The organism is Enterobacter cloacae complex sp. P42RS (genome assembly GCF_014930595.1).
Lineage (GTDB): Bacteria > Pseudomonadota > Gammaproteobacteria > Enterobacterales > Enterobacteriaceae > Enterobacter > Enterobacter bugandensis.
In genome coordinates this window covers 492703-509416 of record NZ_JADBRK010000001.1, presented here as the reverse complement: position 1 = coordinate 509416, position 16714 = coordinate 492703, and the positions used below count along the sequence as shown (strand labels likewise).

Here is a 16714-nt window from a genome sequence, read left to right as displayed (position 1 = left end):
TAGGATTTTCACTCCTGAGGGGGCAACATGATGAAACTCTATGGCGTACCCGGCTGGGGCTCGGCAATCAGTGAAGTGATGCTGACCCTGGCTGATATTCCTTATCAATTTGTGAACGTTGACGGGTTTGACCAGCCCGGCCCGCAGCGTGAACTGCTGCAAAAACTCAACCCGCTGTGCCAGGTGCCGACGCTGGAGCTGGAAAATGGCGCCATCATGACCGAAACGGCGGCGATTGCTCTGATGGTGCTCGACCGTTGTCCCGATCTCGCCCCGCCCGTGGGGCAGGCCGAGCGTCAGCAGTTTCAGCGTCTGCTCATCTGGTTCGTGGCGAACGTCTATCCCACCTTTACCTATGCCGATTATCCCGAACGCTGGGTGCCTGATGCGCCGGAACAGCTGCAGAAAAACTGCATTGAGTACCGGAAATCCCTCTATTTGTGGTTTGAAAATCAGCTTAAGGCCGCGCCGTTTGCGCTGGGTGAACGGCTGACGCTGCTGGATGTGTATGTTGCGGTGGCGCGCACCTGGGGGCCTCGCCATGAGTGGTTTGCGACAAATACGCCGAAGCTTACGGCGATTGCGGATACCGTGTGTCAACTGCCGGAACTGCACGAGGTGTTAAAGGCAAACAAAATTATCTGATAACGTGGAATGCTCACACATAACAGGAAGCCTGCATATGCCACACGTAGATATCAAATGTTTTCCCCGCGATCTTTACGACGAGCAAAAAACCGCGCTGGCGGCAGATATCGCCGAGGTGATAATTCGCCATTTCAACAGCAAAGACAGTTCAGTATCGGTGGCGTTGAACCAGGTAAACCCGGAAGACTGGAAAGCACAGGTCTGGGATACCGAAATCGGACCGAAGCTGGACGAGTTGATTAAAAAGCCCGGGTATTCAATGTAATCTTTCGCCGGGTGAGGTCATCGTCTTACCCGGTTTCTCCTGCCGCTTACGCCTTCTTTTCGCAAAAAACGATAAAAATAAGTTTTATCTGATCCGTTATACTTAACGTTCACGACCGACATTTCATCAATCCTTAGGAAAGATCGACAACAGAATCAATTAAGGACAGTCACATTAAAGGATAATTTTCGCATGACAAAATTACCCCGGTTTTCACCTGCTTTTTTCCACCCGCGATACTGGCTAAGCTGGACAGGCATCGCCGCCCTGTGGCTTATCATGCTGCTGCCTTACCCGCTGTTGTTCAAACTCGGACACGCTCTGGGCCGGTTAGCCATGCGCCTTTTACCGCGCCGTGTCGAGATTGCCCGCCGCAACCTGGAGCTTTGCTTTCCGCAGATGGAAGCAGAAGCGCGTGAATCTTTGCTGCAGCGAAATTTTGAATCCGTGGGAATGGGGGTAATCGAAACCGGCATGGCGTGGTTCTGGCCTGAATGGCGGGTGCGTAAATGCTTTACCGTGCGCGGTTACGAACATATGGAGCAGGCCAGGGCGCAGGGGAAGGGCGTGGTGCTGGTTGGCATGCATTTTCTGACGCTTGAGCTGGGCGCGCGGATATTTGGCATGCTTAACCCCGGTATTGGGGTTTATCGTCCCAACAATAATGCGCTCCTGGACTGGCTACAAACGCGCGGCCGTCTGCGTTCTAATAAAACCATGCTGGATCGTCATGATTTAAAAGGCATGATCCGTGCCCTGAAGCAGAATGAAATTCTCTGGTACGCGCCGGATCATGACTATGGCAAAGCCAACAGCGTGTTTGCGCCATTCTTCGCCGTCCCGGATGTCGCCACGACGGCGGGCAGCTATATGCTGGTCAAAAGCGCTAAGCCTGCCGTTATTCCGTTTGTGCCGCGCCGCAGAGAGGACGGTACAGGGTACGAGCTGATTATTCTTGAAGATATCAGCGCGTCATTGCAGGGTGCGGATAAAGAGTCTGTCGCAACCCAGATGAACCGGGCGATCGAGTGCGCGGTGCTGATGGCGCCGGAGCAGTATATGTGGCTGCACCGTCGCTTCAAGACGCGTCCTGAGGGCGTGCCGGACAGATATGCCCCTAAAAAAATCTCCGCGCCCCCTCGGGCTGGCTTAACCGACGATGAATTCTCGCAGCAGTCGGGCATGCAGCACTAAAACGCCACGCAAAAGGCTGCTGGAGCTAGTTTCCGGCAGCGCTTTTGGCCTTTAGCAGTATTTCCATCAGCCCGGGAAAACGGGCATCCAGATCCTCCCGACGCAGTGAAATCATATTTTCTCGTCCCTGCGGACGCTGCCAGATGACCCCACTGTCGCGCAACACGCGCCAGTGGTGGGTCATCGTGGACTTCACCACATCTTCCGGGCGCAGTGCGTTACAGCTGAGTTCGCTGCCATCGGCGAGCCGGCGAATAATCGATAGCCGGAGCGGGTTGCCGAGGGCAAACAGCACATTTTCCAGCAGTATTTGTTCAGTTTCTGGGTGGTTAGGGATCATCGTTTTCCTGCGCGTGATGTCAGATTGAGCTATATCAACAATAGGTCAACCCTTAAAAAATAGTTCGATAATACTCGTACAATAGGACTATTATAGCAAACGAACCAATGCACGACCATCCCGGTCGTCACAAACACGTCATAGTGACTAAGGAAATATCATGCCCCGACCCATTCCTCTCGAACGTTATCGCAACATCGGTATCTCCGCGCATATCGATGCCGGTAAAACCACCACCACTGAGCGCATCCTGTTTTATACCGGGATGAGCCACAAGCTGGGTGAAGTACACGATGGCGCGGCAACCACCGACTGGATGGCGCAGGAGCAAGAGCGCGGGATCACCATTACGTCCGCGGCGGTCAGCTGCTTCTGGCCAGGCATGGACAGAGGCTTTGAGCCGCACCGGATTAACATCATCGACACCCCGGGGCACGTGGACTTCACCATTGAGGTGGAGCGTTCCATGCGCGTGCTCGACGGCGCGGTGATGGTGTATGACTCCGTGGGTGGCGTGCAGCCGCAGTCGGAAACCGTCTGGCGTCAGGCCAATAAATATCACGTACCGCGTCTGGCCTTCGTCAACAAAATGGACCGCCCGGGTGCCGATTTCTTCCGCGTCGTGCGGATGATGCAGGAGCGCCTGAAGGCCAATCCGGTGCCGATTGTCATCCCGGTGGGTGCCGAAGATCATTTCACCGGCGTGGTCGATCTCATCAAGATGCGCACCATTCTGTGGGACGATGCGACGCAGGGTATGGTGTTTACCTATGCCCCCGTGCCGGACGATTTAGTCAGTACCGCCCAGGAGTGGCGGGAAAAAATGGTCTCCGCGGCGGCGGAAGCCAGCGATGAACTGATGGACAAATACCTGGAAACGGGCGACCTGACGGAAGCGGAAATCATCAAAGGGCTGCGAATTCGCACCATCTCGGGCGAAATCCAGCCGATGCTGTGCGGCAGCGCCTTTAAAAATAAAGGCGTTCAGCGCATGCTCGATGCGGTGATTGAGCTGATGCCGTCGCCGCTGGACGTGCCGGCCATTGACGGCGTGGATGAAAAAGGGCAGCACGCGGAGCGTCATCCGAGTGATGATGAGCCGTTCTCGGCGCTGGCGTTCAAGCTGATGAGCGACCCGTACGTCGGGCAGTTGACCTTTATCCGGGTCTACTCTGGCGTGCTGCGCAAAGGCGACGCGGTCTATAACCCGGTGAAAGAGAAGAAAGAGCGCATCGGGCGCATCGTGCTGATGCATGCCAACGATCGCCATGAGGTGGATGAACTGCGCGCGGGCGATATCGCGGCCTGTGTCGGGTTAAAAGACGTGACCACCGGTGACACGCTCACCGATCCGAACGCCGTGATCACGCTTGAGCGCATGGAGTTCCCGGACCCGGTGATCTCGCTGGCAATTGAGCCGAAAACCAAGGGAGACCAGGAGAAAATGGGCATTGCGCTGCAGCGTCTGGCGGCGGAAGACCCGTCTTTCCGCCTGCATACTGACGAGGAGTCCGGTCAGACCATTATCTCCGGGATGGGTGAGTTACACCTCGAGATTATCGTCGACCGCATGAAGCGTGAGTTTGGCGTCGAGGCGAACATTGGTCGTCCGCAGGTAACCTACCGGGAAACCCTGCGCAAGGCGGTGAAGGATATTGAAGGGAAATTTGTCCGACAGTCCGGTGGGAAAGGGCAGTACGGTCATGTGGTCCTGAGCCTGGAGCCGCTGGAGCCCGGAAGTGGTTTTGTATTTGAAGATGCCACCAAGGGCGGCGTGGTGCCGCGTGAGTATATCCCGTCCGTGGAGAAAGGGCTGCGGGAAGCGATGAACAGCGGCGTGCTGGCGGGCTATCCGGTGGTGGATGTCAAAGCGACCCTGACCTTTGGTTCGTACCACGACGTCGACTCCTCGGAGATGGCGTTCCGCATGGCGGCGATCCTCGGCTTCAAGGAGGGCGCTCGCAGGGCGGATCCGGTGATCCTTGAGCCGATCATGCACGTGGAGGTGGAAACGCCGGAAGAGTACGCCGGGAACATCATGGGCGATCTCTCTTCCCGACGCGGCATGGTGCAGGGAATGGCGGAGCAGTACGGAAGCCAGATTATCCGCGCCGATGTGCCGCTGGCCGAGATGTTTGGTTACGCCACCACGCTGCGTTCGATGTCCCAGGGACGCGCGACGTACACGATGGAGTTCCATCATTTTGCGGAAGCCCCGCGAAATGTGGCGGATGAGATTATTGCGCGGCGTGCGAAGTAGTTAATTAATTGCACATGGTAGTCGGTGGGCTACCATGTGCTTTTTTTACGACACGGAGATTATCCATGTTACTTAATTAGCGTTGCCGAGCGGACTTTCCATTTCCCTTGTTCTTCAATAAGACAATCTGCAACAACGTGATCTTGCTTCTTACCAAACGCGATATAAACGTTTGTGCAAACGGCGTCAAAATCAGAGTGCAGGATGGTTATCTGATTCCAGTCCTCATCCCAATCCTGTGATTTGATGAACATATCCGCATCGGGCATGTCTTTTTCGTTACTTTCTCCTGAGTACATTTCTTTAATTGCATTAATTGTCCCTGAGGCAACGTATTCATTCATGATATCTGGATTCAGAACGGGCGGTTTGTCCTCATTTAGCTGAGCCATATACCTCTGATTGAATTTTAGCGCTGCCAGCCCTGGGGCATTGACGCTTTCAGCGACCGCGAGCGGAGACAGGGCAAAAAAAAGAAAGCAAAGTATTTTCATTAGTCGTGCCTGAACAGTTCGTAATGAGGTTGATCAAATACCAGGCGGAAGAAATAGGATGCTGTCATTGAGGCAGTGCCAATAGCTTATGCTACCACTCTATGGTTCCAGCTATCTTTGTAAACGATATTACCTTCACAGTGCTTTCAGGTAATACTTTCATATCGAAGAAGAACTGTTTCCAGGTGAGTGCCGGAGCCTACGCCAGGGTATAAATCAGGTGTTATTGACGTGATTTTAACATTGTCAAGTAGAATGTTAAAATACTCGATTTCTACTCCAGTTTCGTTAATCATGTACATTTTTATCATTGCTGATTTGAGCGTGACCCCGGTAGTTAAAGCTTTGTATAAAAGAGGCGTTACCCGATCGAACTCTTTCTGAAACATAATCGGTGCGTGAATTCGTGTACCCGTCAGGCGACCTGTATTGCTATCGGCTGGAATATTGACATTATGAGTGAGTGATTTTAGCTCAATAGCCCCGATACGTCCGGAGACCAGCGATGAACCCGTCATGGGTGAACCATTTTCATCCGTTAACCACATATAAGCTGGATTAGACATAGTACATCCTTTTATTTCATTTTCGTTATGAGTGAAGTTAATCGAGGAAATAACCAAACCAGAATGAAGATTGTAAGCAATGTCAATAACAAGCAATGCTCCGGAAAAAGATGAAGCCATAGCAAGCCAAAACCAATGACAAGCGCAGGAAAGACTACGCTTTCTAATAACAGTCTGATTAGGTTCTTAAACATTTAAATCCCTTTCTATAAAATCGGCTAAATCATCCAGACTTGAAAAGGAATTCAATTTCATTCTTTCAAATAATTTTGAAAGAATGGGTTCGCAAAAATAATAGAGCATCTCCAGTTTTGCCTGGTACAGAATCCAGTAATAATCGGAGTTAATCGCTTTCAAATGGCGGGCAGCGAGTGCGCATTTTTGTTGAATGCCATAAAATTGAAGGACGAAGATCCCTTGTGGCAATTTCGCAGACAGGCGTTCAACAACAAGTTTGGACATAAGGCTGGAGTGAGAAAGCATGATCGAGGCGGCAGTAGCAAACGCATAGCGTGTAGCTCCCGCTACGTTGATGTGAGAGCTGAATTCTGCAATTCTTTTTGTGAGTTTACGGGCTGAACCTTCTGGGTTGCCATCCTTTACGTCATCACATACGGTTTTCAGGTACAGATAAAATACGTGAGCAATAACATCGGCGTGTTTGAATATCGACTCTATTGAGTAAAGCGTTCTGATTTCTTCAGCTTGTAACTCCTGACAGATATCATTGTACCTGGGAATAAAACATGAAGAATACCAACTGACTCGCTCAATACCGGAATATATGTCGGATGCAACTCCTTTTGCCGACTGCAAAATGCCGCCAATTGCGTTCTCCATAGTGAGGGCCAAATGGTGGTCACTCTGAAATTTTATCCTTAAATAATCAGATGCTGTCATGCTGTAAGGCCCTTTTAAAGCTTTATATTTACGTCATTAGTTCTAAAACATAGCGAGTATCCTCTTTTTTTCTAACAGCGGGTAAGCATTAAATGTTATATAAAATCATAATATTTCAATGATATATGATTGATCTTATCAATCTAGCGCCTTCACCATTTTCCCGCTCGCCACAAATGTCCCAGCCCCTAGATGATGCAGCGTATTCAACTTATCCCCGTCAAACTGCCAGCGCCCGGCGACAAACGCGCGCTCATCGGCTGCCGCTGAAACCACTTCTCCAAACAGCGTGTCGTATTTCTCTGCCGCAGAGGTGACGGGAAGTAATCGGCACTCCATCCACGCCAGACATTTTTCTTCAATCACCGGCAGCCCGAGCTCAGGGCCGTTCACGACCGGGATCCCGTAGCAGTTGAATTTGTCCTCGTCGCGCCCGCTGACGCTGCCGACAGCGTATGTCCAGTTAGCTGCCGCCACGCCGGGGATGACGATGCCAAACTTCCCGCTGTGCTCAATCAGCTCACGTGACCAGGTACTTTTGTCCACCACAATCGCGATGCGCGGCGGTTCAAACTCAACGGGCATTGACCATGCGGCGGCCATCACGTTGCGTCTGTCCAGGGTTTCATCGCGGCTGGTGATCAGCACGGTAGGGCCGTGGTTCAGCAGACGGCTGGCATGACGTAATTCAACAGGGCGAAAGTGGCTCATAGGATCTCCTCATCTGTAACGATGAGTATGACGAAAAAGCACGTAAATCAAAGTGAGTGCATAAAATTAGTTTATAAACAGAACATCACAATCAAAGGAAAATGATGTATGTCCCCCTTTCTGACTGACTATTTTGCCCGCATTGGGTGGGCGCAACCGACACGGGTTGATATAGACACCCTGCGCGCGCTGCATTTACACCACAACTGTGCGATCCCGTTCGAAAATATTGATGTCGTCCTGCCGCGCGAAATCCATCTTGACGATCAATGTCTGGTCGACAAGCTGGTGACGGCGCGACGCGGAGGATATTGCTTTGAGCAAAACGGCCTTTTCGAGCGCGTGTTGCGTGAAGTCGGGTTTAACGTGCGCAGCGTGCTGGGGCGGGTCGTACTGGCAAATCCGTCGCAGATGCCGCCGCGCACGCACCGCCTGCTGCTGGTTGAGCTGAACGGCGAGCGCTGGATTGCCGACGTGGGGTTTGGTGGACAGACGCTGACGGCGCCGATTCGCCTGCTCGCCAACGAGGAACAGGAAACCCCTCACGGCATGTACCGTCTTCTGAGCGAGGGTAACGACTGGGTATTACAGTTCCGTCACCACGAGCACTGGCAGTCGATGTACCACTTTGACCTGACGACGCAGTATTTCAGCGATTACGTGATGGGGAACTTCTGGTCGGCGCACTGGCCGCAGTCCCATTTTCGTCATCATCTGCTGATGTGTCGCCACCTGCCGGACGGCGGCAAGCTGACGCTGACTAACTTCAACTTTACCCACTGGCAGAACGGTCACGTGGAGGAGCAGATCCATTTGCCGGATGCGGAGGCGCTGTATAAGCTGATGCAGGAGCGGTTTGGCCTTGGCGTTGCTGATCCGAAGCACGGCTTTACACTGGCCGAGCTGACGGCAGTGATGGCGGGGTTTGATACGCATCCGCAGGCAGGGAAATAGCCCGGTGGCGGCTACGCCTTACCGGACCTACGGGAGTGTGAACGTAGGTCCGGTAAGGCGTAGCCGCACCCGACAAAATCAACGGCGCGATCTCACCACCTGATACCGACGGGTAAAATACTCAAACGGTGCGCTCCACACGTGCACCAGACGGGTGAACGGGAAGATGAGGAAGATCGTCATCCCCAGCACCAGATGCACGCGGAAGATCGGCGCGACGCCGCTCAACATCTCCGACGAGCCCCCCTTAAACGTCACTATCCCCTGCGCCCAGCCGACCAGCTTCATCATCTCGCTTCCGTCAGGATATTGCGCGGAGAAAGGAATGGTCGACAGCCCCAGGATGCACTGAAGCAGCAGGATACTCATGATGATAATATCCGGCGTGGTGGACGTGGCGCGTACCCGCTGGTTGAAGAGGCGGCGGATCAGCAGCATTGACCCACCAATCAGCGTCAGTACGCCGCAAATGCCTCCCGCAATCATGGCCAACTGCTGTTTAACCGCGACGGGTAAAAACCAGGCGTACATCCAGTGCGGGGTTAACATGCCGAACAGGTGCCCGAAGAAGATCCCCAGAATCCCGATATGAAACAGGTTAGAGGCCCAGTTCATCCCGCGCTTGCTGAGCATCTGGCTCGATGAGGCCCGCCAGGTGTATTGCCCGTAGTCGTAGCGCAGCCAGCTGCCGAGGAAAAAAACGGTAGCACAGATATACGGGTAAATATCATAGAAAAACACGTTCAGGTAGTGCGTCATTTTGGGCCTCCGGCGCTGACGTCCACGTACTGCGGCGCGACGTCCTGGCTAAAGCGTCGTTGATATTGCTGCATCGGCGAACTGTCGCACGATGAGGCGTTGTCTTCGATAAACTTCACCTGTTCCTCTTCCCACACGGCGTCCAGCGCCTGACGGGTATCATCCCGTTTTTCACCGGACACCTGCTTCGCCACGCTGTCGCTGGAAAGCCGCGTACCGGCCATCGTCAGCAGGGCGTCAAACAGCTGGTAATGCGCCACGCCGCGCTGCTTGAGGCGACCACCAATCAGCGCCAGGATCGGCGCGACATTTTGCAATCCTTCACGCGCCTCGTCGTCGGTGACGAGGCTGAGGTACTCCAGGTAGAGCGGCAGATAGTCGGGCAGCTCGCGGCAGTCCAGCTCCAGCCCGGCTTTCTCATACTGGCTCATCAGATCGACCATCGCCTGACCACGATCGCGGGACTCGGCGTGAACGTGCTCGAACAGCAGCAACGACGTTGCGCGCCCGCGTTCAAACACTTCGCACCATTCGGCCTGTTTATCCAGCTGCGGGGCGCTCAGGTGCTGCCGGGCAAACGGCAGCAGCATGGGCGCGTCCTGCTCAACCAGGGAAAGCGCCTCATCGCGGTTTTCCCACAGCAGCTCATCGGGATACTCAATCAGCAGCGCGATGATTTTAAGGATCTGCATTATTCTCCCTCCCCGTGTTCGCGCACCTCGGTGATGTTAATCGCGTCGATGCGGCTGCTGTTGAAGAGGTTGAATTTGGTGTCGGAGCCGTGGCAGCCGTCGCCAAAGGTGAAGCCGCAGCCGTTTTTCTCCGGGAAGGCGTCGCGCGCCATTTCGCGGTGGCTGGTCGGGATCACGAAGCGGTCTTCGTAGTTAGCGATGGCGAGATAGCGGTACATCTCTTCAACCTGCGCTTCGGTCAGGCCCACTTCCTCAATGGCGCGGGTATCGGTCACGCCTTCCACGGTCTGGGAGCGTTTATAGTGACGCATCGCCATCATGCGCTTCAGGGCGCGCAGCACCGGGCCGGTATCGCCCGCGCTGAGCATGTTTGCCAGGTACTGCACTGGAATGCGCAGGCTTTCCACGGCTGGCAGGACGCCGTCACTCTGCGGCAGGCCGCCCGCATCCGCGTAGGACTGAATCGGCGACAGTGGCGGCACGTACCAGACCATCGGCAGGGTGCGGTATTCAGGATGCAGCGGCAGGGCCAGCTTCCAGTCCATCGCCATCTTGTAGACCGGCGAACGCTGGGCGGCATCAATCACGTTCTGTGGAATGCCCTGTTTCAGCGCTTCCTCAATCACCGCCGGATCGTTAGGGTTGAGGAACACGTCGCACTGGCGCTCGTAAAGATCGGTTTCATGCTCGGTGCTGGCGGCCTCTTCAATACGGTCCGCGTCGTACAGCAGCACGCCGAGATAACGGATTCGCCCGACGCAGGTCTCCGAACAAACGGTCGGCTGGCCGGACTCAATGCGCGGATAGCAGAAGATGCATTTTTCTGACTTGCCGCTTTTCCAGTTGAAGTAAATTTTCTTGTACGGGCAGCCGCTGATGCACAGGCGCCAGCCGCGGCATTTATCCTGATCGATCAGCACAATGCCGTCCTCTTCGCGCTTGTAAATCGCGCCGCTCGGGCAGGTGGCCACGCAGCTCGGGTTCAGGCAGTGCTCGCACAGGCGCGGCAGATACATCATGAAGGTGTTTTCAAACTGGCCGTACATCTCCTTCTGGATCTTCTGGAAGTTGCGGTCGCGGGCGCGCTTTTCGAACTCGCCGCCCAGCAGTTCCTCCCAGTTTGGCCCCCAGACGATTTTGTCCATCCGCTTGCCGTCGATCAGCGAGCGGGGGCGGGCGGTAGGGAGGTGATCCCCCTCCGGCGCGCGGTGCAGATCCTGATAGTCAAAGGTGAAGGGTTCGTAATAATCGTCAATCTGCGGCAGGACGGGGTTGGCGAAAATCTTCGACAGCACGCCCATTTTGCCGCCGAGGCGCGGCGTCAGCTTGCCGTGTATGCCGCGGATCCAGCCGCCTTGCCACTCCTCCTGATCTTCCCAGTTTTTCGGATAGCCGATGCCCGGCTTGGTTTCGACGTTGTTAAACCACGCATACTCCATCCCTTCGCGCCCGGTCCAGACGTTCTTGCAGGTGACCGAGCAGGTGTGGCAGCCGATGCATTTATCGAGATTCAGAACCATGCCAACCTGTGAGCGTATTTTCATTTTTTCGCCTCCTGTACCTGATCCCGACCTTCGCCGTCCAGCCAGTTAATGTTTTTCATTTTGCGGATCATGATGAACTCGTCGCGGTTCGAGCCGACGGTGCCGTAATAGTTGAAGCTGTAGGACAGTTGTGCATAGCCGCCGATCATGTGCGTCGGTTTTGGGCAGACGCGGGTGACCGAGTTGTGGATCCCGCCGCGCCGTCCGGTCACTTCTGACCCCGGAATGTTCAGGATGCGCTCCTGGGCGTGGTACATCATGGTCATGCCCGGCGGCACGCGCTGGCTGACCACCGCGCGGGCGGTGAGGGCGCCGTTGGCGTTGAAGGCTTCGATCCAGTCGTTGTCCTCTATGCCTAGCTCGCGCGCGTCGGTTTCGCTGATCCAGACGATGGGGCCCCCGCGCGACAGGGTCTGCATCAGCAGGTTTTCGCTGTAGGTGGAGTGGATGCCCCATTTCTGGTGCGGCGTCAGGAAGTTCAGCGCTTTTTCCGGGAAGCCGTTCGGCGGGATCTCGCGCATGTGGGTCACGCTGCGGGTATCAATCGGTGGGCGATAGGCCACCAGGCTCTCCCCGAAGGCGCGCATCCACGGATGATCCTGATACAGCTGCTGGCGGCCCGAAAGGGTGCGCCACGGAATCAGCTCGTGGACGTTGGTATAGCCCGCGTTATAGGAGACGTGCTCGCTCTCAAGGCCGGACCACGTCGGGCTGGAGATGATTTTGCGCGGCTGCGCCTGAATGTCGCGGAAGCGGATTTTCTCGTCTTCCTTGTTCAGCGCCAGATGGGTGTGGTCGCGCCCGGTCAGTTCCCCGAGCGCTTCCCAGGCCTTCACCGCCACCTGTCCGTTGGTTTCCGGGGCGAGGGCGAGGATCACCTCCGAGGCGTCAATGGCGGTTTCAATGCGCGGGCGGCCTTTCGCCGGGCCGTCGAGCTTGACGTAGTTCAGCTTGCCGAGGAAATCGACCTCGTTCTGCGTGTTCCACGAAATGCCTTTCCCGCCGTTGCCGAGCTTGTCCATCAGCGGGCCGAGGGCGGTGAAGCGTTCGTAAGTTTCCGGGTAGTTACGCTCCACCACCGCGATGTTCGGCGCCGTTTTGCCGGGGATCAGGTCACATTCCCCTTTGCGCCAGTCCTGAATATCAAACGGCTGCGACAGCTCCGCCGGGGAGTCATGCTGCAGCGGCTGGAGCACCACGTCGGTTTCTGTGCCCAGATGGCCAACGCACACCTCGGAGAAGACTTTGGCGATGCCTTTGTAGATCTCCCAGTCGCTGCGCGATTCCCACGCCGGGTCAACGGCGGCGGAAAGCGGATGAATAAACGGGTGCATGTCCGAGGTATTCATGTCGTCCTTTTCATACCAGGTGGCGGTCGGCAGGACGATATCGGAGAACAGGCAGGTGCTGGACATGCGGAAATCGAGCGTCACCAGCAGGTCGAGTTTGCCCTCGATGGCGGCGGTTTGCCACTCCACCTCTTCAGGCTTCACGTCATCCGTTGAGCCTAAATCTTCACCCTGAATGCCGCTCTCGGTGCCGAGCAGGTATTTCAGCATGTACTCGTGGCCTTTCCCGGACGAGCCGAGCAGGTTAGAGCGCCAGACGAACAGGTTGCGCGGGTGGTTCTTGCCGTTGTCCGGCTGTTCGCAGGCGAAGCGGATTTCGCCCGATTTCAACGCCTGAACGGTGTACTCCTGCGGCGTCATGCCCGCCGCGTCCGCACGCGCCTTGACGTGCAGCGGGTTGAGGTTGAGCTGCGGGGCCGACGGCAGCCAGCCCATGCGCTCGGCGCGAACGTTAAAGTCGATCAGATGTCCGGTGAACTTCGACGCGTCCGCCAGCGGGGAGAGCAGCTCCTGCGCAGTGAGCTTCTCGTAGCGCCACTGGCTGGCGTGGTTGTAGAAGAACGAGGTGCTGTTCATCTGGCGCGGCGGGCGGTTCCAGTCCAGCGCGAAGGCCAGCGGCAGCCAGCCGGTTTGCGGGCGCAGCTTCTCCTGGCCGACATAGTGGGACCAGCCGCCGCCGCTCTGCCCGACGCAGCCGCAGAAGACCAGCATATTGATCATCCCGCGGTAGTTCATGTCCATATGGTACCAGTGGTTCACCCCGGCACCCAGAATGATCATCGAGCGACCGTGCGTTTTGTGCGCCGTGTCGGCGAACTCGCGGGCAATTTTTTCGATCAGGTACGCGGGCACGCCGGTGATCTGCTCGCCCCAGGCGGGCGTGTAGGCTTTGATCTGGTCATAGCTGTCTGCGGCGTTACTGTCTTCCAGGCCGCGATCGAGACCGTAGTTAGCCAGCACCAGATCGTAAACGCTGACCACGCGTTTCTGGCTGCCGTCGGCGAGCGTCAGGGTTTTGCTCGGCACGCGGCGCGTCAGCACCGGCTCCTGCTTCACGCTACGAAAATGCGGGTTTTCGTTGCCGCCAAAGTAGGGGAACGCGACGTCCGCCACGCTGTCGTGGGTAATCAGCAGGGAGAGTGTGAGTTCTGTTTCATGGCCCGCAGCCTGAGGCTCCAGGTTCCATTTGCCTTTTTCCCCCCAGCGGAAGCCGATCGAGCCGTTTGGCACCACCAGGTTACCGGCAATATCGAAGGCGACGGTCTTCCACTCTGGGTTATTGGCCTCCCCCAGTCCGTCGACGAGATCGGAGGCGCGCAGCATCCGGCCCGGCACCACGCGACCGTCAGCCTGCTCGTCCAGCAGAACGAGCATCGGCATGTCGGTGTAGCGGCGGCAGTAGTTAAGGAAGTAATCGCTCGGGTTATCGAGGTGGAACTCTTTGAGGATGACGTGGCCCATCGCCATGGCGAGGGCGCTGTCGGTGCCCTGTTTGGGGGCCAGCCACTGGTCGCTGAGCTTGGCGACCTCCGAGAAGTCCGGCGTAATCGCAACGGTCTTGGTGCCTTTGTAGCGCACCTCGGTAAAGAAGTGGGCGTCCGGAGTACGCGTCTGCGGCACGTTCGAGCCCCAGGCAATGATATAGCTGGAGTTGTACCAGTCGGCGGACTCCGGCACGTCGGTCTGCTCGCCCCAGGTCATCGGCGACGCAGGCGGCAGGTCGCAGTACCAGTCGTAGAAGCTCAGGCAGGTGCCGCCCAGCAGGGAGAGATAGCGCGTTCCGGCGGCGTAGGAGACCATCGACATCGCCGGAATAGGCGAAAAACCGGCCACGCGGTCCGGGCCGTAGTTTTTGATGGTCCAGACGTTAGCGGCGGCGATCAGCTGGTTCAGCTCTTTCCAGTTTGAGCGGATAAACCCGCCTTTACCCCGCGCCTTCCTGTAGCTTTGCGCCTTTTGCGGATCGTTCTGGATGGCATCCCAGGCCAGCACCGGATCGGTATGCTGCGCCAGCGCTTCGCGCCAGAGTTCAATCAGCCTGCGGCGCACCAGCGGGTACTTAAGGCGGTTGGCGCTATAGAGATACCAGGAGTAGCTTGCGCCTCGCGGGCAGCCGCGCGGCTCGTGATTGGGTAGGTCAGGGCGGGTGCGGGGATAGTCGGTCTGCTGGGTTTCCCAGGTCACCAGGCCGTTTTTGACATAAATCTTCCAGCTACAGGAGCCGGTACAGTTTACCCCGTGGGTGGAACGCACAATCTTGTCGAACTGCCAGCGCTGGCGGTAGCTGTCCTCCCAGTCGCGGTTGGTGTGATACACCTGCCCGTGCCCATCGGCGAAACTGTCGCCTTTTGTTTTGAAGTAACGGAAGCGGTCCAACAGTTTGCTCATGACATTTCTCCTGCTTCGATAGCATGGCCGGAGTGCGATGCATCACGCTCTGGCGAAGATGTAGTTTTTATTTTTTTGAGGATTTACGGCCATACACCAGCCAGGTGACGAACACGCAGACGATGTAAAACACGAGGAACACCTTCATGGCCCCAACCGGCGAACCGGTCATTGCCAGCGATGTGCCGAACGCCTTAGGGATAAAGAACCCGCCAACGGCACCGATGGCGGAGATAAAGCCCAGCGCGGCGGCGGTCTCCGTCACCGCTTCATGCTGCGCCTGCTCGTCCGTGCCGCCCTGCTTTTTGACGCGGTCGAGGGTGATTTGGCGAAAGATAATCGCGATCATCTGGAAGGTCGAACCGCTGCCCAGCCCGGCGGTGAGGAACAGGCCCATAAAGACCAGGTAGAAGGCGATAAAGCTGCCGGAGCCAGAGCCGGGGAGCGTCAGGAAGATCAGGGCGCTGAAGATAGCCATAAAGACGAAGTTAATCAGCGTGACGCGCACGCCGCCCAGCCTGTCAGAGATCATCCCGCCCGCTGAACGCGCCAGCGCACCGATAAGTGGGCCGAAGAAGGCGAGGTGCAGAATGTTCACGTCCGGGAACTGGGTTTTCGACAGCATGGCAAAGCCCGCCGAGAAGCCGATAAACGAGCCGAAGGTAGCAAGATAAAGCAGGCTCAGCAGCCAGAGGTGAAAGCGCTTCAGTACCGGCAGCTGGCTGGCGATAGAGGCCTTAGAGCTGGCGATATCGTTCATGCCAAAAAACGCCGCAAGGGTTGCCAGCAGCAGCAGCGGCGCCCAGACCCAGGCCGCATTGGCCAGCCACATCGTTGAGCCGTCCTCCTGCGGTACGCCGTGCACGCCGAGGAAGGTAAACATTGGCAGGAAAATCACCAGCGGAGCAACCAGCTGCATCACGCTGACGCCCAGATTTCCCAGCCCGCCGTTGATGCCCAGCGCGCTGCCCTGTTTTGCCTTGGGGAAGAAGAAGCTGATGTTGCCCATGCTGGAGGCAAAGTTGGCCCCGGCAAAACCGCAGAGCAGGGCAATCACGATAAAGACCCAGTAAGGTGTCGCGGTGTCCTGAATGGCTATCCCCAGCCAGACGCAGGGGATAATCAGGATAACGGTGCTCAATACCGTCCAGTAGCGTCCGCCAAATATTGGCACCATAAACGAGTAGGGGACGCGCAATATCGCGCCGGAGAGAGAAGGTAATGCCGTTAGCATAAAAAGCTGATCGGTGGTGAAATTAAATCCGACTTTATTCAGATTGACCGCAACGGCGCTGAATAACATCCACACGCAAAACGCTAATAGCAGGCAAGCTACAGAAATCCATAGGTTTCTTCGTGCGATATGTTTTCCTTTATTCTCCCAAAATTGCGCGTTTTCAGGTTTCCAGTTACTCAACAGATGAGGATTACTTTTATCACTTTGTTGCGACATATCGCCCTCTTACTTACCATGTTTGAGAGAAAAATGAAGTAAAAACAAAAAGATGAGTAAAGAAGTGTTATTGGTTTTTTGGGATGCTTTGGGATACATCTGAAAGGATAGATAAAAAAGCGAACCCCCGAGATTAGAATGAAAATAAGGGCTCGCTTAATGTGTTACTAATTGTAACATTTTGCGGAATTTATACT

15 protein-coding genes are annotated in these 16714 nt (G+C 55.9%); 5 read left to right on the top strand and 10 right to left on the bottom strand.

What is annotated here, in order from left to right:
• Positions 1-27 precede the first annotated feature (27 nt).
• The 3 genes from IM314_RS02330 (at position 28) to IM314_RS02320 (ending at position 2107) form a co-directional block, all read left to right on the top strand.
• Entirely contained in the window at positions 28-645 is a 618-nt protein-coding gene (locus tag IM314_RS02330) for a glutathione S-transferase family protein (protein WP_163332274.1), read from the top strand.
• Positions 646-682: 37 nt separating this feature from the next.
• Complete coding sequence (gene pptA, locus IM314_RS02325; protein ID WP_193358195.1) at positions 683-913, top strand: tautomerase PptA; 231 nt, start codon at positions 683-685, stop codon at positions 911-913.
• A 192-nt stretch (positions 914-1105) separates the two neighbouring features.
• Positions 1106-2107, top strand: a complete 1002-nt coding sequence (locus IM314_RS02320; protein WP_193358196.1) for a Kdo(2)-lipid IV(A) acyltransferase — start codon at positions 1106-1108, stop codon at positions 2105-2107.
• A gap of 25 nt (positions 2108-2132) precedes the next feature.
• Here the strand turns inward: IM314_RS02320 and IM314_RS02315 are convergent, their stop codons facing one another.
• A complete protein-coding gene (locus tag IM314_RS02315; RefSeq protein ID WP_041909805.1) occupies positions 2133-2447 on the bottom strand; it encodes a helix-turn-helix transcriptional regulator in 315 nt (104 codons plus the stop codon).
• A gap of 160 nt (positions 2448-2607) precedes the next feature.
• On the opposite strand from IM314_RS02315, the gene fusA reads away from it, so the two are divergent.
• On the top strand, positions 2608-4707 hold the full coding sequence (fusA, locus tag IM314_RS02310) for an elongation factor G (protein WP_041909807.1): 2100 nt from the start codon (positions 2608-2610) through the stop codon (positions 4705-4707).
• A 68-nt stretch (positions 4708-4775) separates the two neighbouring features.
• On the opposite strand, the gene IM314_RS02305 is transcribed toward fusA, so the two are convergent.
• The 4 genes from IM314_RS02305 to IM314_RS02290 form a co-directional block, all read right to left on the bottom strand.
• Complete coding sequence (locus IM314_RS02305) at positions 4776-5201, bottom strand: DUF3828 domain-containing protein (protein ID WP_193358197.1); 426 nt, start codon at positions 5199-5201, stop codon at positions 4776-4778.
• 146 nt (positions 5202-5347) lie between these two features.
• The gene (locus tag IM314_RS02300) at positions 5348-5767 is read right to left on the bottom strand and encodes a type VI secretion system tube protein TssD (protein ID WP_193358357.1); all 420 of its coding nucleotides are present in this window, start codon (positions 5765-5767) and stop codon (positions 5348-5350) included.
• 186 nt (positions 5768-5953) lie between these two features.
• Complete coding sequence (locus IM314_RS02295) at positions 5954-6667, bottom strand: hypothetical protein (RefSeq protein ID WP_193358198.1); 714 nt, start codon at positions 6665-6667, stop codon at positions 5954-5956.
• A 138-nt stretch (positions 6668-6805) separates the two neighbouring features.
• Complete coding sequence (locus tag IM314_RS02290) at positions 6806-7378, bottom strand: flavin reductase family protein (RefSeq protein ID WP_028013271.1); 573 nt, start codon at positions 7376-7378, stop codon at positions 6806-6808.
• A 108-nt stretch (positions 7379-7486) separates the two neighbouring features.
• Here IM314_RS02290 and nhoA point away from each other — a divergent pair, with 108 nt between their 5' ends.
• Complete coding sequence (gene nhoA, locus IM314_RS02285; protein WP_193358199.1) at positions 7487-8332, top strand: N-hydroxyarylamine O-acetyltransferase; 846 nt, start codon at positions 7487-7489, stop codon at positions 8330-8332.
• A gap of 78 nt (positions 8333-8410) precedes the next feature.
• On the opposite strand, the gene narI is transcribed toward nhoA, so the two are convergent.
• The 5 genes from narI to IM314_RS02260 all read right to left on the bottom strand — a co-directional run bounded on the left by narI (position 8411) and on the right by IM314_RS02260 (position 16517).
• Positions 8411-9091 (bottom strand): respiratory nitrate reductase subunit gamma, encoded by a 681-nt coding sequence (gene narI, locus IM314_RS02280; RefSeq protein ID WP_022648214.1) that lies wholly within the window; start codon positions 9089-9091, stop codon positions 8411-8413.
• Positions 9088-9783, bottom strand: coding sequence for a nitrate reductase molybdenum cofactor assembly chaperone (narW, locus tag IM314_RS02275; protein WP_193358200.1), 696 nt, complete (start codon positions 9781-9783; stop codon positions 9088-9090). The genes narI and narW overlap by 4 nt, the downstream gene beginning before the upstream one ends.
• Entirely contained in the window at positions 9783-11327 is a 1545-nt protein-coding gene (gene narH, locus IM314_RS02270) for a nitrate reductase subunit beta (RefSeq protein WP_008501747.1), read from the bottom strand. Before narH ends, narW begins: the two co-directional genes overlap by 1 nt.
• Positions 11324-15064 (bottom strand): nitrate reductase subunit alpha, encoded by a 3741-nt coding sequence (locus IM314_RS02265; RefSeq protein WP_193358201.1) that lies wholly within the window; start codon positions 15062-15064, stop codon positions 11324-11326. Before IM314_RS02265 ends, narH begins: the two co-directional genes overlap by 4 nt.
• A gap of 67 nt (positions 15065-15131) precedes the next feature.
• Positions 15132-16517, bottom strand: a complete 1386-nt coding sequence (locus IM314_RS02260) for a NarK family nitrate/nitrite MFS transporter (protein ID WP_163332279.1) — start codon at positions 16515-16517, stop codon at positions 15132-15134.
• Between the last annotated feature and the right edge of the window lie 197 nt (positions 16518-16714).

Excerpts from the sequence above, each read along its gene's own strand:
- IM314_RS02330 (WP_163332274.1), top strand. The coding sequence starts at position 28 with ATGATGAAACTCTATGGCGTACCCGGCTGGGGCTCGGCAATCAGTGAA.
- pptA (WP_193358195.1), top strand. The coding sequence starts at position 683 with ATGCCACACGTAGATATCAAATGTTTTCCCCGCGATCTTTACGACGAG.
- IM314_RS02320 (WP_193358196.1), top strand. The coding sequence starts at position 1,106 with ATGACAAAATTACCCCGGTTTTCACCTGCTTTTTTCCACCCGCGATAC.
- IM314_RS02315 (WP_041909805.1), bottom strand. The coding sequence starts at position 2,447 with ATGATCCCTAACCACCCAGAAACTGAACAAATACTGCTGGAAAATGTG.
- fusA (WP_041909807.1), top strand. The coding sequence starts at position 2,608 with ATGCCCCGACCCATTCCTCTCGAACGTTATCGCAACATCGGTATCTCC.
- IM314_RS02305 (WP_193358197.1), bottom strand. The coding sequence starts at position 5,201 with ATGAAAATACTTTGCTTTCTTTTTTTTGCCCTGTCTCCGCTCGCGGTC.
- IM314_RS02300 (WP_193358357.1), bottom strand. The coding sequence starts at position 5,767 with ATGTCTAATCCAGCTTATATGTGGTTAACGGATGAAAATGGTTCACCC.
- IM314_RS02295 (WP_193358198.1), bottom strand. The coding sequence starts at position 6,667 with ATGACAGCATCTGATTATTTAAGGATAAAATTTCAGAGTGACCACCAT.
- IM314_RS02290 (WP_028013271.1), bottom strand. The coding sequence starts at position 7,378 with ATGAGCCACTTTCGCCCTGTTGAATTACGTCATGCCAGCCGTCTGCTG.
- nhoA (WP_193358199.1), top strand. The coding sequence starts at position 7,487 with ATGTCCCCCTTTCTGACTGACTATTTTGCCCGCATTGGGTGGGCGCAA.
- narI (WP_022648214.1), bottom strand. The coding sequence starts at position 9,091 with ATGACGCACTACCTGAACGTGTTTTTCTATGATATTTACCCGTATATC.
- narW (WP_193358200.1), bottom strand. The coding sequence starts at position 9,783 with ATGCAGATCCTTAAAATCATCGCGCTGCTGATTGAGTATCCCGATGAG.
- narH (WP_008501747.1), bottom strand. The coding sequence starts at position 11,327 with ATGAAAATACGCTCACAGGTTGGCATGGTTCTGAATCTCGATAAATGC.
- IM314_RS02265 (WP_193358201.1), bottom strand. The coding sequence starts at position 15,064 with ATGAGCAAACTGTTGGACCGCTTCCGTTACTTCAAAACAAAAGGCGAC.
- IM314_RS02260 (WP_163332279.1), bottom strand. The coding sequence starts at position 16,517 with ATGTCGCAACAAAGTGATAAAAGTAATCCTCATCTGTTGAGTAACTGG.